The organism is Metallosphaera yellowstonensis MK1 (assembly GCF_000243315.1).
Taxonomy (GTDB): domain Archaea; phylum Thermoproteota; class Thermoprotei_A; order Sulfolobales; family Sulfolobaceae; genus Metallosphaera; species Metallosphaera yellowstonensis.
Map to the genome: position 1 here is coordinate 205,032 of NZ_JH597761.1, position 22,105 is coordinate 227,136.

At 49.1% G+C, this 22,105-nt stretch carries 17 protein-coding genes, 3 pseudogenes and 2 CRISPR repeat arrays; of the genes and pseudogenes, 15 read left to right on the forward strand and 5 right to left on the reverse strand.

Annotated elements, in window-relative coordinates; genetic code table 11:
- The coding region (locus METMK1DRAFT_RS15960; protein WP_009070174.1) for a DUF4322 domain-containing protein at positions 1-171 on the reverse strand (171 nt) is incomplete at its 3' end.
- A 137-nt stretch (positions 172-308) separates the two neighbouring features.
- Here METMK1DRAFT_RS15960 and csx7 point away from each other — a divergent pair.
- Genes csx7 through METMK1DRAFT_RS01785 form a run of 7 tightly spaced genes read left to right on the forward strand, consistent with a single transcriptional unit; the run spans position 309 to position 6,839 of the window.
- On the forward strand, positions 309-1,088 hold the full coding sequence (gene csx7, locus METMK1DRAFT_RS01760) for a type III CRISPR-associated RAMP protein Csx7 (RefSeq protein WP_245544517.1): 780 nt from the start codon (positions 309-311) through the stop codon (positions 1,086-1,088).
- Entirely contained in the window at positions 1,051-1,872 is an 822-nt protein-coding gene (locus METMK1DRAFT_RS01765; RefSeq protein WP_009070177.1) for an RAMP superfamily CRISPR-associated protein, read from the forward strand. The genes csx7 and METMK1DRAFT_RS01765 overlap by 38 nt, the downstream gene beginning before the upstream one ends.
- Complete coding sequence (locus METMK1DRAFT_RS17110; RefSeq protein ID WP_155812255.1) at positions 1,869-2,045, forward strand: hypothetical protein; 177 nt, start codon at positions 1,869-1,871, stop codon at positions 2,043-2,045. Before METMK1DRAFT_RS01765 ends, METMK1DRAFT_RS17110 begins: the two co-directional genes overlap by 4 nt.
- Positions 2,042-4,600, forward strand: coding sequence for an HD domain-containing protein (locus METMK1DRAFT_RS01770; protein WP_009070181.1), 2,559 nt, complete (start codon positions 2,042-2,044; stop codon positions 4,598-4,600). Before METMK1DRAFT_RS17110 ends, METMK1DRAFT_RS01770 begins: the two co-directional genes overlap by 4 nt.
- The gene (locus METMK1DRAFT_RS01775) at positions 4,597-5,250 is read left to right on the forward strand and encodes an RAMP superfamily CRISPR-associated protein (protein WP_009070183.1); all 654 of its coding nucleotides are present in this window, start codon (positions 4,597-4,599) and stop codon (positions 5,248-5,250) included. Before METMK1DRAFT_RS01770 ends, METMK1DRAFT_RS01775 begins: the two co-directional genes overlap by 4 nt.
- Entirely contained in the window at positions 5,237-6,190 is a 954-nt protein-coding gene (locus tag METMK1DRAFT_RS01780) for a hypothetical protein (protein WP_052300175.1), read from the forward strand. Before METMK1DRAFT_RS01775 ends, METMK1DRAFT_RS01780 begins: the two co-directional genes overlap by 14 nt.
- Before the next feature lies 1 nt (position 6,191).
- Positions 6,192-6,839, forward strand: a complete 648-nt coding sequence (locus METMK1DRAFT_RS01785) for an RAMP superfamily CRISPR-associated protein (protein ID WP_009070188.1) — start codon at positions 6,192-6,194, stop codon at positions 6,837-6,839.
- Positions 6,840-6,974: 135 nt separating this feature from the next.
- Here the strand turns inward: METMK1DRAFT_RS01785 and METMK1DRAFT_RS17115 are convergent.
- Positions 6,975-7,244, reverse strand: a pseudogene (locus METMK1DRAFT_RS17115) (DUF4322 domain-containing protein); the annotation flags it as partial.
- A 204-nt stretch (positions 7,245-7,448) separates the two neighbouring features.
- Positions 7,449-10,846: a CRISPR direct-repeat array (repeat unit 25 nt; unit sequence CTTTCAATTCCTTTGAGGATGAAAC).
- A 675-nt stretch (positions 10,847-11,521) separates the two neighbouring features.
- Positions 11,522-12,406 (reverse strand): type I-A CRISPR-associated protein Cas4/Csa1, encoded by an 885-nt coding sequence (gene cas4a / locus METMK1DRAFT_RS01790; protein WP_009070190.1) that lies wholly within the window; start codon positions 12,404-12,406, stop codon positions 11,522-11,524.
- A 31-nt stretch (positions 12,407-12,437) separates the two neighbouring features.
- Between cas4a and cas4 the strand changes: the two genes are divergently transcribed.
- The 3 genes from cas4 to cas2 are packed head-to-tail and all read left to right on the forward strand — an operon-like array spanning position 12,438 to position 14,190.
- Positions 12,438-13,010, forward strand: coding sequence for a CRISPR-associated protein Cas4 (gene cas4 / locus METMK1DRAFT_RS01795; RefSeq protein WP_009070191.1), 573 nt, complete (start codon positions 12,438-12,440; stop codon positions 13,008-13,010).
- Positions 12,955-13,899: a CRISPR-associated endonuclease Cas1 gene (gene cas1, locus METMK1DRAFT_RS01800; protein WP_009070192.1), complete on the forward strand. Its 945-nt coding sequence runs from the start codon at positions 12,955-12,957 to the stop codon at positions 13,897-13,899. The genes cas4 and cas1 overlap by 56 nt, the downstream gene beginning before the upstream one ends.
- Positions 13,900-14,190 carry a CRISPR-associated endonuclease Cas2 gene (cas2, locus tag METMK1DRAFT_RS01805; RefSeq protein ID WP_009070193.1) on the forward strand — a complete coding sequence of 97 codons (291 nt, stop codon included), beginning with the start codon at positions 13,900-13,902 and terminating at the stop codon, positions 14,188-14,190.
- Positions 14,191-14,592: 402 nt separating this feature from the next.
- Here cas2 and METMK1DRAFT_RS19855 read toward each other — a convergent pair.
- A pseudogene (locus tag METMK1DRAFT_RS19855) lies at positions 14,593-15,576 on the reverse strand (IS701 family transposase).
- 599 nt (positions 15,577-16,175) lie between these two features.
- Positions 16,176-19,256: direct repeats of the CRISPR family, unit length 25 nt; unit sequence GTTTCATCCTCAAAGGAATTGAAAG.
- 59 nt (positions 19,257-19,315) lie between these two features.
- On the opposite strand from METMK1DRAFT_RS19855, the gene METMK1DRAFT_RS01815 reads away from it, so the two are divergent.
- The 5 genes from METMK1DRAFT_RS01815 to METMK1DRAFT_RS01830 all read left to right on the forward strand — a co-directional run bounded on the left by METMK1DRAFT_RS01815 (position 19,316) and on the right by METMK1DRAFT_RS01830 (position 21,745).
- Positions 19,316-19,618 carry a hypothetical protein gene (locus METMK1DRAFT_RS01815; RefSeq protein ID WP_009070196.1) on the forward strand — a complete coding sequence of 101 codons (303 nt, stop codon included), beginning with the start codon at positions 19,316-19,318 and terminating at the stop codon, positions 19,616-19,618.
- Between the two features lie 609 nt (positions 19,619-20,227).
- Positions 20,228-20,401, forward strand: a complete 174-nt coding sequence (locus METMK1DRAFT_RS18705; protein WP_245544519.1) for a hypothetical protein — start codon at positions 20,228-20,230, stop codon at positions 20,399-20,401.
- Positions 20,398-20,664 (forward strand): hypothetical protein, encoded by a 267-nt coding sequence (locus METMK1DRAFT_RS19860; protein WP_425357372.1) that lies wholly within the window; start codon positions 20,398-20,400, stop codon positions 20,662-20,664. Before METMK1DRAFT_RS18705 ends, METMK1DRAFT_RS19860 begins: the two co-directional genes overlap by 4 nt.
- Complete coding sequence (locus tag METMK1DRAFT_RS18710; RefSeq protein ID WP_281034096.1) at positions 20,661-21,095, forward strand: transposase; 435 nt, start codon at positions 20,661-20,663, stop codon at positions 21,093-21,095. Before METMK1DRAFT_RS19860 ends, METMK1DRAFT_RS18710 begins: the two co-directional genes overlap by 4 nt.
- 146 nt (positions 21,096-21,241) lie before the next feature.
- Positions 21,242-21,745, forward strand: a complete 504-nt coding sequence (locus METMK1DRAFT_RS01830; RefSeq protein WP_009070203.1) for a nucleotidyltransferase domain-containing protein — start codon at positions 21,242-21,244, stop codon at positions 21,743-21,745.
- A 109-nt stretch (positions 21,746-21,854) separates the two neighbouring features.
- On the opposite strand, the pseudogene METMK1DRAFT_RS01835 reads toward METMK1DRAFT_RS01830, so the two are convergent.
- Positions 21,855-22,105, reverse strand: a pseudogene (locus tag METMK1DRAFT_RS01835) (IS256 family transposase); the annotation flags it as partial.

Genomic DNA, 22,105 nt, shown 5'->3' on the forward strand with positions numbered 1-22,105 from the left:
GGACACGCCGTACGCCCTCGACTTGTTCTCTACTGAATCGTTCCACAAACACGCTGAGATGAGGGTTCTCGCCACCTCTTCCCCTCTCTTTCCCTTGAAGTTCAGCATGGAAAGTAATTTATATCCTATTTGTTGAACGTTGTTTTGGTGAGGGAGATGGTGTGTTATCATCTCACTATCACACGTGGTAATACCACATCTCCCTCACCTTAAACCTTTCTTCAACTGAATTCTTAATACTCTTATAAATCCTGTTATTCGCTATGAGTCGATATTATACTGCCAGAATTATTTTTCATAATACGATTTTGGGTCTACCGCTCAGGGTGGGGGCCGGGAGGGCAGACTTCGATCCGACGAGCCTGGCCAAGGATCAAGTGCTTAAGGACTCCCAGGGGAGGCCCGTGATCCCCGGTTCCTCGTGGAAGGGAGTGTTCAGATCAGCCTCAGAGAGGATAGCCAAGGGGAGGGGTCTCGAGGTCTGCACTGGGCTAAGTAAGGACACCTGCCTCGAGAGGAGAAGGAAGGACAGAGAGTTTCAAAATTTGATAGAGCGACCGGACCAGGCCCTCCCCCTGTTCTGGGATAACACTTGTATCAACTGTAAGGTCTTTGGGACCATGAGCGTGATAGGGGCCGTATCCTTTCTCGACTCCTATCCCGTCTCCCCTAACGACTACTCCCTGGGTATGAGGACCATGATAGCCATAAGCAGGAAAGAGGGGGCCGTAGCTGGGAAGGCTCTGGTACAGATCGAGTACGTTAACCCTGGATCGACCTTCACCTTCAAGTTCCGCGGGGTCAACTTACCTAACTACGTCATAGGTTACCTCACCTTGGTCATGGGGGACATACACCAGGGCTTGGTCCAGATAGGGGGACACAAGAGCAGGGGATTCGGCCAGGTTAGGTTCAAGAGGCTCAAACTCACCAACTGGGGGGCAACGAAGGTGGGTGAGGAGGACGTCGACGTAACTTTCAAGTACGGAGAGGAGATGGACGGGGACTCATTCCTCAATGAGGCCCAGAAGTTTGTGGAGGCGTTCAAGAATGTCAAGATCCAATACCCCAAGAAATCACACCTTTAGGGACGCCCCATTAACCAAGGGGGTGTTGGAACTGGAGGGGGAGGTGGTTTCGGATTACCTTCATGTGGGGAGCGGGATCGTGGATGTGGTCCTCACGAGTGACGTGGGGGACTTGACGGATATGATAGAGAGAATACTCAAGGGCGAGAGCCTCACTTCCTTTGCCTCCCTGAACTCCATGTTCTCGAGGCCAGCTCACCTGTTATCGAGGGTAGGTGACAGGGTCGTGATCCCCGGATCGACCATTAAGGGGATGGTGAGGACGAGGTTGGAACTCTCGATACCTAACGCCTGCTACATCGTGGACATGCAGTCAAGGAATTACTCCCAGAGGTACAGGGAGATCTTCAAACCTGACCAGCGTAAACGTGCAGACAGATTTCCCCAGGTCTGTCCGGTGTGTGACCTCCTGGGGAACACGGGACTGGCGAGCAGGGTCGAATTCTCCGACTTTACCTTAAGTGGGGACTGGATCGACTTCTTCAGCAGCGGCTCCGAGTCCTACGAGGTGGTCAAGAAGGGGGGTAAGTTCTCTGGGAGAGTTACGTTCAAGGTGAAGTCGCCGGAGGAGCTGGGCATGATCCTTTGGGGCTTCGGGATCAGGAGTGGGGGGAACAAGGTCGTCCTCCTGGGGAGGTTCAAATTCCAGGACAGGAGGTTCGGGAGAGTCAAGTTCACGGTCAAGTCACTCAAGGTTCAAGGGGGGAAAACCATGACGGTGCAGGACTCGCTGAACAGCTTCGTGAGGGCCTACTCCCCGAGGGACTTCAAGGAGGACTGGTGAGGATGACGCATGAGCTCTGTGTGAAGTGGGACCTCTCCCTTAGCACTGAGTTTAAAGACCCCCAGGAAGACTGCCTTAAGGTCATCGAAGTCAAGATAGAGGGAGACAAGGTGAGCTCTGACTGGGGCGAGTTCCACAGGGTCGGGACTATAAGGGGGACTGTAAGGAGGTGAGTAGTACGCTCAGGGGTAAACTTGTCTTGCCCAAGTTCGAGGTTGTCATGGTGGACGAGGATAGGAACAAGAGAGCCATGGATAGCCTGAAACAAGTCCTGACGGCCTTCCTGCAATTCACGTGTTCCCTCCAGGAAGTTGAGGACGAGCAGACCAGGTTCAGTGTGCTGTCGGATCTCCTTTCGCTGATATACAAGGCCCCCATGCTCATCTCTCACGCCCCGGTGAAGGAATCATCGACGCCTACCACTGCCCACGAGTACTTCTTCACCTACGTGATAGCGAGGCATTACAGGGACTTCAACACTGGAGATCCCTTGAATTTCATGGCAGAGTTGGAGAAGGAGAGGAAGAGACTGGACGCCCTGTTCCAGTACGTGGCTCAGCTGAGGGAAGTGTACGAGGCCCTCCTGGATACCCCAGCCGACACCAGGCCGGGTTACAATTTCACTTCGCTCGCTGCCCACCTGGAACTCACCTCCCTTATGGTGTGGCTCCTCCAGGAAGGATCGCTGGACCTGAACTACCTCAGGCTTGCTGCCCTCCTACACGACGTGGGAAAACTGACTGCCCCCGAGGCTCACGTGAGAGAGGGATCCCAACTTCTCCAGGGTTTAGGAGAATCCTGCCTCGACATGAAGAGAGTCCTGGACTTAGTGGAGAAGCATCACGACCGTCTCTTCTCCCTAGTGACAAGGTCAGATCACTTGGCCTCAGCCTCTGAGAGGTTGAAGGACGTGGTAGAGAGGGAGGTCCAGAAGTACCGCCTACGGGAGTGTTTCCAGATGACCGCGAGACAGGCAGCCGATTGTTACTCGAAATACAGGAATGAGTACATCGAAGCGTCCAAGAAAATTTACGTCTCTGTCCTCAAGTCGGTGATGGACGAGGGGCAACTCGACGACGTCAAGAGGGATCAGAACAAGCTACCTTACTTGAGCGAGGTTGAGAGTGCTACGAGATACGAACTGAGGGAACCCACGGGGACTCAGAAAACCTTGGGTTACCTAGTCTACGTGGACTTCCCAGGGATACAGAGGTTCCTCACAGACTTCCCCAAGCTGAGGGACATCTCCTTCGCCAGCCTTTTCGTGGACTTCATGGTGGGAGTTTACGCCTTCGCCAGGATAGACGAGCTGTTCAGGCAGAGGAGTAAGTCTAAGCTTCCGGCTGAGGCCCTCCTGAGCGCCTACGGAGGTCACTCCATGATAGTGGTCAGGGCCGACCTACCCAAGGAAGAGATAGCTGGCCTCAAGATTGGCTCAGACAAACTTGAGGTGAACCTGGACGTCAGGGTGGCCGACTTCGCCAGCGACGCAGGGATAAGGAACTACAACGAAATATGGGAGGAACTGGAGTCTCAGGCCGTGGGGAGGTTCGTCGTCAACTGGGAGGAGAAGGTCTACTCACCTGGCCTCCACGCGGTATGCTCCTCCTGCGGGGTCAGGCCTGCTCTGGCCGTGGACAGGTCTGAGGACAAACTGTGTGAGAGATGCTCGTCGGTGAGGAGTGAATCCAAGATCAGGGGTTTCTCGGCCAGGGTAGACACCACCTACCTGGTGGGAGGAACTCCGGTGAAACCCAGGGATAGTGCAGGTTCCATGGACGTCAACGAGAGGGCCATGGAGTTCATAGCCGGGGACAGGGAGGATGAGGGGAGATACGCCGCCGTGGTCAAGGCAGACGGCAACAACGCAGGTGTCATCTTCAGGTACAACGCAACCTTCTCCGAGTACCTCGACAAGAGCTTCAGGCTGGACTACTGGATGAAGAAGGCGTTCTACGACACCCTCGTCAAGGTGGGGGACAAGGACCTCCAGGCGAGGATCTTGGCGGGGGTACAATACGTGGGTGGGGACGACCTGTTCTTGATCATGCCTTCGTTGATTTCGATCCCCTTCCTGGTGGAGATGTTCAAGAGGGTGGAGGAGGGGACAGGGTTCAAGTTTAAGGTGGGTGTAGTTGCCGTGAAGAAGGATCACCCGGTCCAGTTCGCCTACAGGACCTCCAACGAGTTGATGAAGTCTTCCAAATACAGGTTGAGGACCAAGAACAGGGACGAGGACGGCACAGTCTCCACGATCTCCTGCCTGGTCTACTCCTCGACCTTAGCCACGGAGGGGTCGGTCAACCGTCTCAAGGAGCTCTGGCGGGGTAACTTGACCTTCGTGAGGTTCGACAATCCCCTCGATAACGTGGAGGGCCTCCTGAAGCTTGTTAAGATAGACCTGGCTAACGCCGTGAAGCTGTGGAGGGGACAGAGCCCAGACCCCGACGTAGATCCGGAGGACTGGGCCAGGGATAAGTTGAGGCCCCTGGAGGAGATCACCGGTTACTCGCTGAGGAACGACCCGTGGACGGCCTTGAGCTACATGGTCAGGCAGAGGAGTAGGGAGGACGACCAGTACGTGAGGGAGGTCACAGACTTCGTGCTCAAGAGCCGGAAGGTTGAGGAGCACGGGGGCGATTTCACTTGGAAGTTCCCGGCCCTTGATTACAGGGAGATGATCAAGACCGTGAGGGTAGGGTTAGGTACAAAGGGGTTGAGACCTTGAAGGTAGAGTTTAAGGTTAAGCTCAGGAACCTCTCCTCGCTGACCGTGGGGGGAGGAGACATCTTCGGAGCTGCCGACGTCCCAATGAACGTGTTCGACCTCCCTGCGTCCTCTGTGAAGGGAGCCATGAGGACAGCAATATCCAAGTTCACCCCACAGGGTTACACGTCGTGTGGGGAGGTGAGACCGGACAAGTTAGACGTGGGGAACCCCTGTGACGTATGCAGGCTCTTCGGGAGGACAGGTCACTGGGGAGACAGTTGTTTCACCGTCACCCAAGTGAAGACCGAGGAAGGGGAGAGGAAGGAGTTGCTGGCCAGGGTCAGGATAGACAGGAGGAGTTGGAAGGCCTCCAAGGGAGGTCTGTTCACACAGGAGGTGTTCGGGCCCAAGTCAGAGTTCACGTTCCTGATCACCTACCACTGCGACGACAGGAGGCTGTTGAAACTCCTCCTCTATTCCATATCGGCACTCAGGTACTGGAGGCTCGGGAGGAACGCCATGATAGACTTGAGGATCGAGGACGCGGACAGTCTGTGCAGGGAGATCTGCGATGACGACAAGGAGATGAGGGAGTTGATAACTTCACTGGGTGACTTCATATGGTCTTTGGAGTTATTGGAGGGAGCTGAACGGGGTGAGCGAGATTAGGGTAGCACTCCTCAGACTCAAGGTCAAAGGGTACATCAACGCCTACTCCAGGAAGGTCATGAACTACTACTTCTCCTCAACCGACTACGTGCCAGCGACGACATTGAGGGGGGCGATCCTCGAGTTGGAGTATCAGACTAAGGGGAAGGTGAACGACAAATTCTGGGTAGGTCCAGCCCTCCCCCTGGGTTCGGCGTTCTCCCACTTCTTCATTCCCCTCAACGAGAAGGCGAGGGACGGAGGGAAGGATTCGGCCGAGGCACAGGAAATGAAGGGAGTGTTGGAAGAGGCTGGCAAGGTCGACAAGTGGGACAAGGAGAGCGTGTACAAGTTGGTCAGGGAAAAAGGCCTCCTGGGGCACGGGAGGAAGCCGAGGATAGGGGCCGTGATCAGGAAGGTGGGTGAGCGGGATGGGTATAACCTGTACGAGAGGGTCAGGCTCAACTCAGTGGTACAGATGCAAACTGCAGTGGACAAGCTGACGGGCTCCAACGCCCGCGAGATGCTGTTCGCCTATGAGTACAAGGAGTTCCGTGACCTCTGGACCCTGTCGTCACCTGATCTACCCCAGGATCGCGGAGTCCTGAGGATGGGGAGGGGGAAGAGTAGGTCAGGGTTCCAGGTCAGCTTCGAGAAGGTGAGGGAATTGGACCTGGAGTTGGCCAAGAAAGGGGAAGTGGGTTACTGCCTGACCCCCTGCGCCCCCTCAGTCATGGGGGTCAAACTCCTGGACGGAGACTACCTTGGCGACCTCTCCATTTACACGGGCTGGTTCACCAACGATCACGTCACGGGTACGAAACCCACGTTCAGGGTGTTGAGAGAGGGAACCCTTGTGAAGGTGAGGGAGGCGGGGAACTACCAGAGGCTCCTGGGAGCGGGACTGAACTTCCTGGTGAAGGTCAATGACCTGGGGGAGTTACTGGAGAAGGTGATGTAGGATGAAGGTCTACCTCTTCAAGCTAAAGTTCCTAGCCCCTTACGGCCTGAGGGTCGGTGGGGAGAAGGACACAGGGAATAGGCTGACCGTGTTGAGGGTGAAAGGCGTCCCGACGATCCCGAGCACGACCTGGAAGGGGGTCCTCAGGAGCGTTAGCAGTTCCCTGACTGGGCAGACCGTTCAAGTACGGAGTGAGGTGAGTAAGAGGGTTGAGGAGAACCTCGGGACAGATAGGTCCCAGGTGTTGCAGGACCCGGTCAACGTACTCTATGGGACTGAAGGTTTAGCTGGGGCCATAACCCTGTCTGATAGTCCCCTGATCGAGAGAGTGGAGACGAGATATCACGTGGTGATAGATAGGAAGAGTTGGAAGGCCATGGATAAACACCTCTTCCAAGAGGAGTTGGTCTTCCCGGGGAAGGTGGATCTAATGGTCCTCCTTAGGGTTGAGTGTGATGGAGTCGAGAAACTCTGGATCAAGACGCTGAGATACTGCGTGGATCCGGGGATCTTCCTGGGAGGGGGGAAGAGCAGGGGTCACGGTTACATTACCTTAGACGTAAACGAGAGTCAGTACGCCCTTGTGACGGACCTGAAAGGTCGGCCCATGTATAGGAGCCTCAGAGAGCTGATAGTTGAGAACCAGTGAACGAGGTGAGGAGGGGACTAAAGTTGAAACGTGGGTTGAAACTGTTGGGGTGGATGATTCTGTAGGTAGTGTGTCCTCCATCGAATAAGTCCGAATCAACAGAGATATTACAATTCGCAAAGGAGTCCTGAATTGCCCCTTCAGTACCTCCAAGGACATTTTCCTCACTTGTTCCAACAGCTTTTCCACCACTTCCACCCCTTGCTCCTCCACGTAATTCCTCACGGTCTGTGAGGACACGCCGTACGCCCTCGACTTGTTCTCTACTGAATAGTTCCATAAACACGCTGAGATGAGGGTTCTCGCCACCTCTTCCCCTCTCTTTCCCTTGAAGTTCAGCATGGAAAGTAATTTATATCCTATTTGTTGAACGTTGTTTTGGTGAGGGAGATGGTGTATTATCATCTCGCTCTCACACGTGGTAATACCACATCTCCCTCACCTTAAACCTTTCTTCAACTGAATTCTTAATACCCTTATAAATCCTGTTATTCGCTATGAGTCGATATTATCCTGCTGGAGTTATTTTTCATAATACGATTTTGGGTCTACCGTGAAGTAGGGTAAAACTCGGTAGTCACCAGGTCTTATATGCAATAAACCATATCGCTTTCAATTCCTTTGAGGATGAAACTCAAGATCATCAGACTTAATGATGATGGACAGATGAACTTTCAATTCCTTTGAGGATGAAACCTCCTCGAATTTGAGCATGTGACACCCTACCATGTTTACTTTCAATTCCTTTGAGGATGAAACGTTATTCGAGAATTCACCGTTTACGAATAAACAAATCATCTTTCAATTCCTTTGAGGATGAAACGGAACCAGTTGGGAACGGATGCTATCCAGACAAGTTAGACGACTTTCAATTCCTTTGAGGATGAAACGAGCTTCGACTACAGAGAGTGGAGCCACCCCATTTTCGTCTTTCAATTCCTTTGAGGATGAAACACGGAGTACTCAACAAGTTTGCAGGGTTAAGATTACTTTATCTTTCAATTCCTTTGAAGATGAAACGATACTGATGAGGAAGAGAAGGGACATGCAGACATTCGCTTATCTTTCAATTCCTTTGAGGATGAAACGATGATCCAAGATCGTGATCTACTTCTCGCATTGACCTTTCAATTCCTTTGAGGATGAAACAAAGTATGGACAAGTTCAAAAAATTTCATTAAGTTATCACTTTCAATTCCTTTGAGGATGAAACGAGGACCAGAAGAGGACTTAGTTGTCGTTTACTATGAAACTTTCAATTCCTTTGAGGATGAAACAGAGATAAGATATATTTGCAAGCAACTCGAAAGAGTTGCCTTTCAATTCCTTTGAGGATGAAACGGTAATCGGGAAGATAACGTTCTCAGTAGGAGATTTCATCTTTCAATTCCTTTGAGGATGAAACATATAATTACTGGTAGTCCCACTGGCTATGTAAGCTACTTTCAATTCCTTTGAGGATGAAACGCAGTTCTTCAACGACGTCGCTGACGTTTCAGCTCTGGCCTTTCAATTCCTTTGAGGATGAAACTTGTAAGCAAATTCACCCTTGAGTATTTTCTCAACGCTTTCAATTCCTTTGAGGATGAAACACTTTTTAGTAATGAGAAGAATCCATCTAACTTCTTTCCCACTTTACCTTTCAATTCCTTTTAGGATGAAACATACCTCTTACCAATGTAGATAGCCGAATTCTGTGTGTACTTTCAATTCCTTTGAGGATGAAACTCGAAGGGAATGTAAGCGTAAAACTTGCCATCTATTTTCTCTTTCAATTCCTTTGAGGATGAAACGTTTAGAAGGAGAAAGATTGACAATTCAAAGAAGAAACTTTCAATTCCTTTGAGGATGAAACCTAGAGGATTACGCAATCAATTTCCTTCATGAGATCTGTGACTTTCAATTCCTTTGAGGATGAAACTTCATTAGCGTTGTGGCTTGCGTACGCGTTATATGGCTTTCAATTCCTTTGAGGATGAAACCAGTTCTGCCCGGAATGCGGGCAGACATTGTTTCGGATAACTCTTTCAATTCCTTTGAGGATGAAACCTATTAAGCTATGGTGGGATATATGTGAGCGGTTTGCCATACTTTCAATTCCTTTGAGGATGAAACACACCCTTCTGACGGAAGTCGAAACTATAGGCCTCAGTGACTTTCAATTCCTTTGAGGATGAAACACTTGTAGAAGATACTGCTTGCCACTCGGTAAGTGCTTTCAATTCCTTTGAGGATGAAACCGTAACTAGTCTTACCGCTCCCCGGCTCCCCGTAGACAACTTTCAATTCCTTTGAGGATGAAACGAGACTCATTAGCCTACCGAGACCACCTACCGCTAACCCACCTTTCAATTCCTTTGAGGATGAAACACACAGATTGACACTCAAACCAACGATCTGAGATCGGTTTTCTTTCAATTCCTTTGAGGATGAAACCAAGCCTTTCGATCGAAGAAGCAAAGAACATTCAACTTTCAATTCCTTTGAGGATGAAACTCTTATGGGTTTATCGGAGGCTTATAAGGCGCTGAACTTTCAATTCCTTTGAGGATGAAACACGAATTAATATACAAATTCGTTCCATCAGAACAAACGACTTTCAATTCCTTTGAGGATGAAACCTATTCCAATCGCTGTTGATGCAATGTTCTTAGTTAAGAACTTTCAATTCCTTTGAGGATGAAACAAAGTTAAAAAGTCGGTTAAACGTTGTTGTGGATGCAACGTCTTTCAATTCCTTTGAGGATGAAACACAAAACAAATCCACAACAAACAAATGAGAACGAGTTCATCTTTCAATTCCTTTGAGGATGAAACACGTTGACAAACTTGACATGGATAGGATTGCGGAGAGGGCGTACTTTCAATTCCTTTGAGGATGAAACACTAGAGAACTGCGAGCATTTCCATTGGCATTTAACAGGCTTTCAATTCCTTTGAGGATGAAACCAAGATAAGTATTCTAAAGAATGTATTGTACTTCATCAAGCTTTCAATTCCTTTGAGGATGAAACTTGGGTTTCGAGATATCACCAGAGACTTTTGAGGCTATTACACTTTCAATCCCTTTGAGGATGAAACACGAATCTAGGATCAATCGCGAACGACGAAATACAACTACAACTTTCAATTCCTTTGAGGATGAAACAACACAAGGAAAGAGCAGAATCAAATTAGTGCAAAGGATCTTTCAATTCCTTTGAGGATGAAACAGGAAACGCCGTCTGAAGACCTTGTGCAACGTTTTAAGTGCAAAGGATCTTTCAATTCCTTTGAGGATGAAACCTTTATCCACTGAAATATACTGACGACGGTTTTAGAACTTTCAATTCCTTTGAGGATGAAACCATGCCGATTTTCTCTATTGTGAGAAAATTGAACCAGTGGGTCTTTCAATTCCTTTGAGGATGAAACTATACAAGATAGCAAAGGAGTTACTTAGGGACAAGATAATCCCTTTCAATTCCTTTGAGGATGAAACACGACTACTTGGACACGAGGTTGATCAAAACTTGAGCTTACACTTTCAATTCCTTTGAGGATGAAACTTGTTTTGCTTAATGATGTTGTTAACGTTCAGGTTAACGTTCTTTCAATTCCTTTGAGGATGAAACATCCACACTTCTAAAACAAGCCAAACAAATCCATATCCTCCCTTTCAATTCCTTTGAGGATGAAACCCATGATACACTTCCACCACTTCCAGCGGTCTCAGTAAATTGGGCTTTCAATTCCTTTGAGGATGAAACGAAAAAGTACCACCTTCCGTTTTTCTCATTGGCCTATAGCTTTCAATTCCTTTGAGGATGAAACCCGGCTGAAACGACTCCACGGCCGCCGAGATGAAATATATCCCTTTCAATTCCTTTGAGGATGAAACATTAACGGTAATACTGTCACTTTAAAGAGGATAAACTTTCAATTCCTTTGAGGATGAAACTATATATATTTTTTTCGTAATCCTTTATAGAGGACATTTTACCTTTCAATTCCTTTGAGGATGAAACTGATCTACTTTTATTCTCTCTTTTATACTCTAGAGGATAAACTTATAAATATTTCTCACCACTCCCTCCACTTGTCATGCGAACTCGGACCTCACGGTGGCGTTACGTCGTCCTGTTCGCATGGTCTCTTACACACATTGAAAGAGAGAGGTAGGTTTATATACGTTTAATTTTTCTCACGATTTTCGTTTCGTACGCAAGGAGAGTCGAACCTCAGTTTCCCTAAATCTCGCCACAACTTCTCGCAGGGTAGTGGAGGTGATCGAACTCTTAAGTTCGAGCAGGGAGGAGTAGGGTGGGAAGGTCAGGAGGTATTACGGCAGCAGTTATGGGATTTCTCGTTGCGTAGCCCTGAAGTCAAGGCAGAATCTAATAACTGCTGTATTACGGGTTTGCTCCCCCGTGTTGTGAAGCTGCTGGATCCTTTAGCTACTAGGCGTTCAGGTCCTAAGTCCGCTCAAGGTACTTGACCTCCCTTGACAGGGTTCGCAGTTTTGGGGCGGAGCGATACTTATGAGGTATCAACAAACCACATTGGTGCCCACTTCCTTAGCAGAGGAGGGTTTAATACGATCCTTATGAGGTATCAACCGTGAGACTTCCCTTCGTCCTGAAGTAGGGTAAAACTCGGTAGCCACCAGGTCTTACCCCTAATGTCCACGGGTTTCCTGACGACTATCTCTTCCCTCCACAGACGCTGAGGAATGGACAGTGTGGATCGCAGAAGTTCGGGAGACCTGGGTCAATCTCCTTGTCCAGGATCTCCAGTCTCTTGTCCCTCTCCTCGAGGAACTCCTCCCTCATTCTATCGCTTATCACCTTGAAGTCACACCTCACGTTTATCCTCCCCTCATACTTCACGTAGCAGAGGAGACCGAAGTCGACCGGGGTCTCGAAGTTACTCTCATACGCCAAGGCATATCCAGCCAGTGACAGCTCGTACTTCTTCCTGACTCCTGTCTTCATCTCTGCCACCATCGGGATCTGAGGGATGAATGCGTCAACCCTGACTTGGTTGAGCCCCACCAGGGAACCGTCTACCGGGTACTCCACAAAGAACGGCACTATCATGGAGGCGAGCGAGTCCCTGGCCAGGAACGGAGACCTTTGGACAGCCCTGTCGAGCTCTGAGGAGTAGACGCTCGAAACGTAATCCCACATCGCTCTCCCAACCTCGAGGTACTGCGGAAAGTCCCTGTACTTATCCAACCTCTTCATGAAGGTGTAGAACTCCTCGAGCATGGAGGACCTGAGCTGGTTCCCGTCGCTCACTCCCTCGTAGATGAACCTCTTCACGGTCTCCACAGCCGAAGCGTAAGTTTCGTGGATGAGTGAACCCCTGGGTTCAGTCCCGCTTCTGACCCACTTCACGTACCTTAGGAAGACGTCCCTGCCTGTCGGGCAGGTGCTGAGTACGTCTGAAACTCCTAGGGTCCTACTGCTACTGGGGAAGACTGGAGGCTCGTTCCACCTCCAACCCCTCAGCTCCTCCGATATGCTCCTCGGAGTGGATCTGGCCCTCTTGGCGTAGAGCGCAATCTGGTCCAGAGTGAAGATCATCAAATATAAGGGGTAGTACAAAATCTTAAGTATGAGCATTGTAACAGCAACGGACCTCAAGAATTACGTTTACTGTCCAATGACGATTTACTACAGGAACGTGTTGTGCCTCGAGGAGAGGGTCACGGAGGCCATGACGGAAGGTGCTCAGGTCGACCGAGATGAAATCCTCAATTTCCTCCATCTCACGCTGAAACCCTTGGAGGTAGTGAGGAAACCTTACCTGATCTCCAGGAGATTTCTGGTCTCAGGTGTACCAGACTTCGTGCTCAAACTGAGGCGATCCTGGTCTCCCCTCGACGTAAAGGACTCCTACGGGGAAAGGAGGGACCACAGGGCGCAGGTCCTTCTGTACTCTTTCCTCTTGGAGGAGTCCGGTAAATCGGTGAAGCAGGGACTGATCTACTACGTCAGGGGGAAGAAGTTGTTCAAGGTGCCCTACGGCGAAGAGGAAAGGAGGGAAGTTCTCCTACTCCTCACAGGGTTGAGGAGAGTCCTCAAGGGAGAGCTACCCAGGGTTAGACAACCTGTGAGGAAGTGCATCAATTGTGGCTTCTTCAACTACTGCAAACCCAAGTTGGAGGGTGTCGCCTACGTCAGGTAAGAAGTTAGCCGTGGTGAGCGACTGGGGAGCTTTCCTGGGCGTGAGGAACGGGTTGATAAGTTGCTACGTAGGGAAGGAACTGAAGTGGTCTGCCTCACCCGCCGAACTTTGGGCGGTAGTTATAACGGTCACTTGTAGCGTCTCCACCGAGGTCGTGAAGATATGTAATGAGTACGGCATCGACCTGGTTTTTCAGGACGGGAACAAGCCCGTGGCGAGGATTCTGAACGCTAAATACGGAGGGTTCATGAGGGTTTGGACGGCCCAGTTCAAGACCAGGAGGAGGAACGACTTGGCCGTAGCGATAGTGAGGGGAAAGATCAGGAACCAGGTGGTGACCCTCAGGTACTACAGTAAGAAATACGATGAGGAGGAAGTCAAGGAGGCTGTGAGTAAGATGGACGAGATCCTGGAGAGGGATCTCAGGGACAGGAAAGAGGCGTTGCAGGCCGAGGCTGAGGCCGCGAAGTTCTACTGGAGAGCGGTTGCCAGACTCCTACCTCAGGCCCTGAACTTCAGGGGAAGGAAGAAGAGAGGTGCAGAGGATCCCTTCAACGTAGCCCTCAACGTGGGTTACGCCCTGTTGAGGAACGTAGTGTGGAAGGCCGTGATTAACGTGGGGCTGAACCCATACCTGAGTTACCTCCACAAGTTCAGGGCAGGAAGACCATCCCTGGTACTCGACCTCATGGAGGAGTTCAGGTCACCGTTCGTGGACAGACCCCTCATCTCTTCGGCGAGACAGGATCCTAAGAGACTGAGTGACCTCAAGTCCGTGTACTCACTTGTCCTCTCCTCCATCAGGGAGGATGAGGTGTTCACCCAGGCGAGAAAATTCGTGGACAGTCTCGTGGAAGGGTGTGAATACAAGCCGTTCAGGGCGAAGTGAATGATCTACCTTGTAATTTACGACATATCTGATGATTCCCTAAGGTTGAAGGTCTCCAAGTTCCTCAAATCTAAGGGACTCAGGAGAGTTCAGTGGAGCGCCTTCGTAGGTGACCTCACGACATCTCAGCTCAGGGACGTGGAGAGCGGTTTAACTCTGATCATGAAGGGGAAGATGAAGGAAGGCGAGCGGAGGAACGTCCAGATCTACCCGTTGACGGAGAGGCAATTTCAACAGAGAATCGTAATAGGAGTATTGGATGAGAGGGGAGAGGAGAATGTACTCATGTAAGGTGAGAGTGATAAATGCGGCGGTGATGAGACTTCAACGTAGCTGAAGTTTTCATCAGTCATGGTGGTCACCTAAATGACGTTAGAGAATTTAAGGTAGCATTTGTCAGAAAACTCCTTGATAGGGGTTTTCATGAAAACTTTTAGAATTAAGCGGGCTGGACTTACGGTATGACCAGAAGAGAGGAGTGAGAAGAGGCACTCTCCGAGGCGTTCAGGACAGCTGAGCTAGGTCCGACACGTCCGTGAAGATGCCCGTGGGTTCCGTCATGGGCAGGGGAGGAGTCACGGAGGTCGTGGAAGCCGTGGGGGTGGACTATGGGACGGTATTGAGGAGGTTGGACGTCGCGTAGAAGGGCTTGACGAACGTGGCGGAGAAGTTCATGTATGTAGTTATGGGACTTTAACGTAACTTAAAGATTTTCATCAGCCCAGGAGGTCCGCCTTAACGTCGCTCGAGAACCTGAGGAACGCCTCCACGCTCCTCAGGTTCAGCTCCCTATCAACTCCCTGACGACGTTGTTGATGGTGAAGATCGTGAGGTAACCCTGAAGCCCCAAGGATGAGGAGTTGTAGGGCCCTGACGTCACTTGCAGATTCTCGATCTCCGGCCAGGCAGGCCTCCTCCTCGCTGAGCGGGAGGTCGTGTAGAGGTACCTGACGTGAGTCATGAAGTCACGTTTATGTTCCCGGACCAGCAATTTTACCGTGACCACTCGACCTCCCAGGGTCAGGTCGGCGTAGTAGACTCCGGGGGTATCCCACCGGGAGGTCTTCCTCTAGGGTCCCCTGGGCCGATCCTGAGCCCGTTTGGACTTGAGCCTTGATACCACGTTGTCCGTCACGAGCTTCTCGTACGGTACCGGGGTCGAAGAAGACCCTGGATACCGGAAGCGCTCCTTGAGCACGTCCAACATCGGGCCACGTCGATCTTGATCCTGAACTCGGTGACCCTCACAAATCCAACATCTTCCTCACGGCGTAGGGGAAACCGTGAACGTCCTGCTTGAGGTTTACTATCACGACCGTGCGGAGCTTGGTCCTCTCGAACCTCCCGTGGGTGTGACAGTAGATCCAGTGGTTCTCAGGGGCTCACGTCCTCCCGGAGCGTCGTGGTACACGGTGTCGTCTATGATGACGATCTGACCCTTCACCGGTCTGACAGGATCTCCACGCGTGGTCGAGTTCTCTCAACGCTCCATCAATTTACGTTCCAACCCGAACGACTCGGCCACGTTCCTCACGTTGGCCCTCCGTCAGAACCTTGAGGACTAGCGCCAATTACCTTCCTGCTCCTCCCCTTCCCGCTCACCATTCCCAGCCTCCTGATCTCCCTGACCGGCCTCTCCCTGGCGAACTCGATCTGTCCCTTTCCGCACCCTTTCAGCAGGACGACGTCGAAAAACTTCTCGCCAATACCGGCTTCTTAGTATTACCTCCCTAAGATTCCCATAACTGCTGATGCCTCATAAACATAGCTCTCATCCCCCAAAACTGCGAACCCTGTCAAGGGAGGTCAAGTACCTTGAGCGGACTTAGGACCTGAACGCCTAGTAGCTAAAGGATCCAGCAGCTTCACAACACGGGGGAGCAAACCCGTAATACAGCAGTTATTAGATTCTGCCTTGACTTCAGGGCTACGCAACGAGAAATCCCATAACTGCTGCCGTAATACCTCCTGACCTTCCCACCCTACTCCTCCCTGCTCGAACTTAAGAGTTCGATCACCTCCACTACCCTGCGAGAAGTTGTGGCGAGATTTAGGGAAACTGAGGTTCGACTCTCCTTGCGTACGAAACGAAAATCGTGAGAAAAATTAAACGTATATAAACCTACCTCTCTCTTTCAATGTGTGTAAGAGACCATGCGAACAGGACGACGTAACGCCACCGTGAGGTCCGAGTTCGCATGACAAGTGGAGGGAGTGGTGAGAAATATTTATAAGTTTATCCTCTAGAGTATAAAAGAGAGAATAAAAGTAGATCAGTTTCATCCTCAAAGGAATTGAAAGGCAATGGCGCCCGGAGGGTTTGGCGGTAGCGGAAATGTTTCATCCTCAAAGGAATTGAAAGACAATCATAACGACGTATTTCATAAGGAAGATAACGCATTCGTTTCATCCTCAAAGGAATTGAAAGCTAAGGAGAGCGGATTTACGAGGAGCTACATGGCTAACGACAAGGTTTCATCCTCAAAGGAATTGAAAGGTAGTTAAACCAGCGATATACATAGTTGTTAACGTCGTTTCATCCTCAAAGGAATTGAAAGATAAATTAAATTCGTCATATACATCGACGTAATTGAGTTTCATCCTCAAAGGAATTGAAAGTTTGATTTATTTTTTGGGCTTGGTTTACCTTCATTTTTCACGTTTCATCCTCAAAGGAATTGAAAGATTCTTTATACTGGGCCGTCTCGTACGGGCGACCCAGGAGGTTTCATCCTCAAAGGAATTGAAAGTTTCCATTCTTCATCAGCATTCTCCTCATCGTCCTCCTCTTGTTTCATCCTCAAAGGAATTGAAAGCAGTAGGTATCTCGTCGGTACTGTGATGGCGACAGTTGGTTTCATCCTCAAAGGAATTGAAAGTAAAAAAGTGGCTTGTGTGTGTGTTAAGCGCACAAGGTTTCATCCTCAAAGGAATTGAAAGACCCTTAATGCGGTGTACGATGCCTTCATTGACGCCTTGATTGTTTCATCCTCAAAGGAATTGAAAGTATAAATAGCTACTACTCCATCGTGTGTTCGATAAACCTCGTTTCATCCTCAAAGGAATTGAAAGTTTTCTATGTCGTTGATGACGAGGAATATCAATACGTTATATGTTTCATCCTCAAAGGAATTGAAAGTCTCCTCACTAACCAATTCATCCAGTTGTACCTCGGCTTTGTTTCATCCTCAAAGGAATTGAAAGATCAAAAATGTCACCAATGTCGTCTGGATTATCTTTTATTTGTTTCATCCTCAAAGGAATTGAAAGAGCTTAACGTGACGCGTCGTTAACGTAATTGCAAAACAACTCGTTAGTTTCATCCTCAAAGGAATTGAAAGCTTAGATGTACGTGTTGTTCACAACAACGCATCGGAGTCGCTGGTTTCATCCTCAAAGGAATTGAAAGGAACAAGAGAGTTTTCGGCGTTAAACTTAACTTGCTGACCGTTTCATCCTCAAAGGAATTGAAAGTTTAAAGTTATATCGTCTCCTTGAAAGACTAGTAATGTTTCATCCTCAAAGGAATTGAAAGTGATGCTTTGCCTTATTGTATACGTTTTCAAGAAAGTGTTTCATCCTCAAAGGAATTGAAAGTTAAATATCTCAGCATTTCGTTCACTCCCATGCTATACTGTTTCATCCTCAAAGGAATTGAAAGCCGATGTACCTCACATAATCCATATATAGTATAATTCTCAGGTTTCATCCTCAAAGGAATTGAAAGAGAAAAGACCCCATCGGTTGGTTCCTTCGACAATCGGGTTTGTTTCATCCTCAAAGGAATTGAAAGTCTTCTTCACCCCTGGACTACATCTTGGCCGAATAGCGTTTCATCCTCAAAGGAATTGAAAGCTGTTGTTTTACATTGCTTATTGTGTTTGATAGCATCTTCTACTGCCTTGTTTCATCCTCAAAGGAATTGAAAGCCATTATCCAAAACTGAATAATAATAAATTCTGTCCCCATGTTTCATCCTCAAAGGAATTGAAAGCTTCTTTATTTACCGTCAGCAATTGACCTGTTTTTAAGTTTCATCCTCAAAGGAATTGAAAGCTCGTTCGTAGGGATATCAGTATCGTATCGTCGAACCCTCCGTTTCATCCTCAAAGGAATTGAAAGTTGAAATACAGGAATTGGATACAGGATGCCAGATACCAACTGTTTCATCCTCAAAGGAATTGAAAGCTTCTCCTCTTGGAGAAGGTTTTTGGGTTTGGATCTGATCGCGTTTCATCCTCAAAGGAATTGAAAGCTAGTGGTATGATGACATATTCGTCTTCATTCGGTGATGGCAGTTTCATCCTCAAAGGAATTGAAAGTTAAAAAGGCATTACTCGATAATATAAACTCTTGATGTTTCATCCTCAAAGGAATTGAAAGTTATACTCAGCCCCGCTCTCCATATGTGGTAGTATTGTTTCATCCTCAAAGGAATTGAAAGTCGTAAGGTAGTGGTACAGAGATCTTAGGTACCCACGTTATAAAGTTTCATCCTCAAAGGAATTGAAAGCCTTCTGTTCCCACTCTACCCCTATCATGCTCAGAAAGTTTCATCCTCAAAGGAATTGAAAGTCTGTGCGTTATCAAGTAAAATGAGCCATGCATTAGCTCTATGTTTCATCCTCAAAGGAATTGAAAGGGTACACCGCTTTCAAACATCTGTGTGTTGACTGTGAAAGTGTTTCATCCTCAAAGGAATTGAAAGAGGTCCTCCGTGATGCGGATGAGTCCCAACGTCAGTTTCTCGTTTCATCCTCAAAGGAATTGAAAGCACATAAAGTAGTACTTACTCCGAAAGGCCAAGGAAGTTTCATCCTCAAAGGAATTGAAAGCTTCCTGAGCGTTTTCCTCTTCCCCCCCTAGGAGATTTTTGTTTCATCCTCAAAGGAATTGAAAGTTTCATATTGCTCATACCGTGTGGGGATAATCCTCACGGTTAGTTTCATCCTCAAAGGAATTGAAAGTGCATTACTTGTTCCGGGTGTACACTAAGCTCATTGCGTTTCATCCTCAAAGGAATTGAAAGAGGTATGGGTACTGATGTTTTTGGCATTCGATTGGAATGCTGTTTCATCCTCAAAGGAATTGAAAGTTTCCCAGTCTCCAACTTCAGTTCCTTTGATACCTTGTGTTTCATCCTCAAAGGAACTGAAAGTCACTATGAGCACCATTACGTTCTTTTGCCGAATGTAGTTTCATCCTCAAAGAGATTGAAAGATATCTCAGCGTCAAACTCCTCATCGTATGTATCATCGTTTCATCCTGAAAGGAACTGAAAGACTGTCCAGTTTCCTAGCTCGATCTGTCCCTTTCCGTGGGGCGACGTTGAGTTTCATCCTCAAAGGAACTGAAAGATAAACGTCGTTAAGTACGCCTCGCCAAACTTTTTTAATTTCGCAGCTGTGTAGAACCCGTGTGCGGGACTTGGAAACTCAGTCTCCAGTTCGAGGACGACGTCACCTCGTTGAGGGCCCTCTCCGACCTCGTGGCTGAGGAGTTCCCCATGGAGGAGGTGGCTGAAGTGTTCCTCTCCAAGTTGAGGGCTCTCATGGATGACCCGACTCAACTGGCGAAGAACAAGGTGGGGGGGATCAAGGACACGGATGGGAGGCCCCTCTTTTACGTGAAGATAACGTCGAAGAAGGGTTTAATGTTCAGCTACGACTCCGAGACTTGTACCGTCTTCATTTGGAGGTTCGGGAACTCGATGACCTGAGTTTCCTCAGCACCAGAGACCTCAACTGTTCGAGCTCTTGAGGGTCCTCCAGAACCAGGAAGTAGTGCCTCCCTTTTCTCCCGGACTTCATGCTAAGTGAAGGGGAGGAGGGGCTTTTAAAAGTGAGGGGCCTCCAGATAGGGGTATGTACAACAACTTTGATGGGTGTTGAGGTTGTAACGCAGGCTCATATAACGAGCACTGAGTTACAAGGACCATTACCACTATACTCGATGAGCAATGTGAGGAGGAAGGTATCCAATGAGACCTGGGCTGAATAGGGCAATTTACCAAGGTTTTGGACGTATGTGAGGAAGAAGGTATCCAATGAAGTTCCCCATGTCCTTGAAGGGAGTTAGTCCCGTAGAAGGCGTGGGGAGGAAATAAGGGGTATGAGGACGAGAGGTTAAATACAACAGCAGTTGTGGGAATCTTAGGGAGGTAATACGGGAAAGTCGGTATTGTGAGAAGTTTTTCGACGTCGTCCCGCTGAAAAGGTGCGGAAGGACTGATCGAGTTCGCTAGGGAGAGGCCGGTCAGGGAGGTAAACAGGCTGGGCGTGGTCAGGGGGAACGGGAGGAGCAGGAAGGTTAATTGACACTGATCCTCATGGTCCTGGTAGGTGGGAGGGCCAGCGTGAGGAACAGGGCAGAGACGTTCGGGTTGGAACGTGAACTGCTGGAGGCGTTGGGAGAACTCGACTACGCGTGGAGGTCAGACTTTGAAGGGTCAGGTCGTCATCGTGGACGACACCGTGTACCACGACGCTCCAGGGGGACGTGAGCCCCCGAGAACCACCGGACCTACTGCCACACCCACGGGAGGTTCGAGAGGGCCAAGCTCCTCACGGTCGTGATAGTGGACCTCTCCACGGGCAGGACGTTCACGGTGGGAGCCTTCCCCTACGCCGTGAGGAAGATGTTGAATTTGCCAGGGTCAACGAGTTCAAGACCAAGATAGACTTGGCCAGATGTTGGACGTGCTCAAGGGGCCCTTCCGGTGGCCAGGGTCGTCTTCGACTCCAGAACTGTCCGAGAAGCTCGTGAGGGACAACATGATGTCAAGGCTCAGGTCCAACCGAGCTCAGGGTCGAGTCGGCCCAGGGGACCCTCGAGGAGGTGGAGGGACACCTCCCAGTGGGATACCCCCCGGAGTCTACTACGCCGACCTGACCCTGGGAGGCCGAGCCATTACGGTGAAGTTGTTAGTCCGGGAACATAAACGTGACTCCGGGACACAGGCCAGGTACCTCTACACGACCGACCTCTCGCTCAGCGAGGAAGTCGAGGAGGCCTGCCTGGCCGGAGATCGAGGACCTCCAAGGGACGTCAAGGCCCTTGGACTCCTCATCCTGGAGGAGGGAGAGGCTTCAGGGCTACCTCTCGACCTTCACCATCAACAACGTCGTCAGGGAGCTGTAGGGGAGCTAGACCTGAGGAGCGTGGAGGTGTTCCTCATGTTCTCGAGCGTCGTCTAAGCTCACCACCTGGGCTGATGAAAATCTTTAAGTTACGTTAAAGTCCCATAACTGCTGTAAGCTAAAACTCCTCCTAATATTCGACAAGCGTAAACACTTAATTTAGGAGAGAATAGGTTTTATTGTCGCTATAACTAGTGTATCTTATGCAGGAACCTTACAAGAGCTTATTAGAAAAGCTTACTAAGCTTCTTCAGGAGGAGTTTCAAGATAAGCTCATTTCCGTAGTACTTTACGGTAGTGTCGCAAGGGGAGATAATAGAAAGGACAGTGATGTAGATTTACTACTTGTTATAAAAGATTTGCCTAAAACTATAACTGAGAGGGTAATCCTTTTTGATAAGGTTGAAAGAAAGCTTGACGATTATGTTATGAGGCTCATGGACGATGGATATTATATTACTCTCTCTCCTGTTCTCAAAACTCCCGAAGAGGCTATGAGGTTTTCTCCCATTTATATGGACATGACCGAGGATGCAATAATTCTTCATGACGAGAATGGATTCTTTAGGAAAGTTCTGGAAAAAACTAAGAAGAGACTGAAGGAATTAGGCTTCGAGAGAGTTTGGCTATCTAAAAAGTCTTGGTATTGGAGAAAGAGGAATTACAAATTTGGAGAAATAATCGACTTCGGTGACGTGCTTGAATAATGAGGATTTAGCTAAATCATATGTTAGACAAGCAGGGGAAAGGGGGCGATTCAGGGCTCCTTTGCAAATTGTAATATCTCTGTTGATTTGGACTTATTCAATGGAGGAATTATTGAATATATTTGATCATATCACGAAGAAATAAGGAACCTTGTAATATTATTACAAGAGCGAGATAACAGGTCGAGAGGTTGTAGTTGAGGGCTATGGCCTGGGCGATCTGGAGTATCCTCCAGGGAGAGTGGCACTTCCCGAACCTCCTCCTCTCCAGGAGGGAGTTGAAGGACTCGGCCAGGTTGTTCGACCTGAGGAGGGGCCAGAGCTCCCTGGGGGCGAGGAGGTAGGAGAGGAGGGGAGAGC

What these genes read in the sequence shown, in the direction of transcription:
- METMK1DRAFT_RS01785 (WP_009070188.1), top strand. Translation starts at nt 6,192, where the DNA reads ATGAAGGTCTACCTCTTCAAGCTAAAGTTCCTAGCCCCTTACGGCCTG.
- cas4 (WP_009070191.1), top strand. Translation starts at nt 12,438, where the DNA reads ATGAGCATTGTAACAGCAACGGACCTCAAGAATTACGTTTACTGTCCA.
- METMK1DRAFT_RS18705 (WP_245544519.1), top strand. Translation starts at nt 20,228, where the DNA reads ATGGTCCTGGTAGGTGGGAGGGCCAGCGTGAGGAACAGGGCAGAGACG.
- METMK1DRAFT_RS01765 (WP_009070177.1), top strand. Translation starts at nt 1,051, where the DNA reads ATGTCAAGATCCAATACCCCAAGAAATCACACCTTTAGGGACGCCCCA.
- cas4a (WP_009070190.1), bottom strand. Translation starts at nt 12,406, where the DNA reads ATGATCTTCACTCTGGACCAGATTGCGCTCTACGCCAAGAGGGCCAGA.
- cas2 (WP_009070193.1), top strand. Translation starts at nt 13,900, where the DNA reads ATGATCTACCTTGTAATTTACGACATATCTGATGATTCCCTAAGGTTG.
- METMK1DRAFT_RS01830 (WP_009070203.1), top strand. Translation starts at nt 21,242, where the DNA reads ATGCAGGAACCTTACAAGAGCTTATTAGAAAAGCTTACTAAGCTTCTT.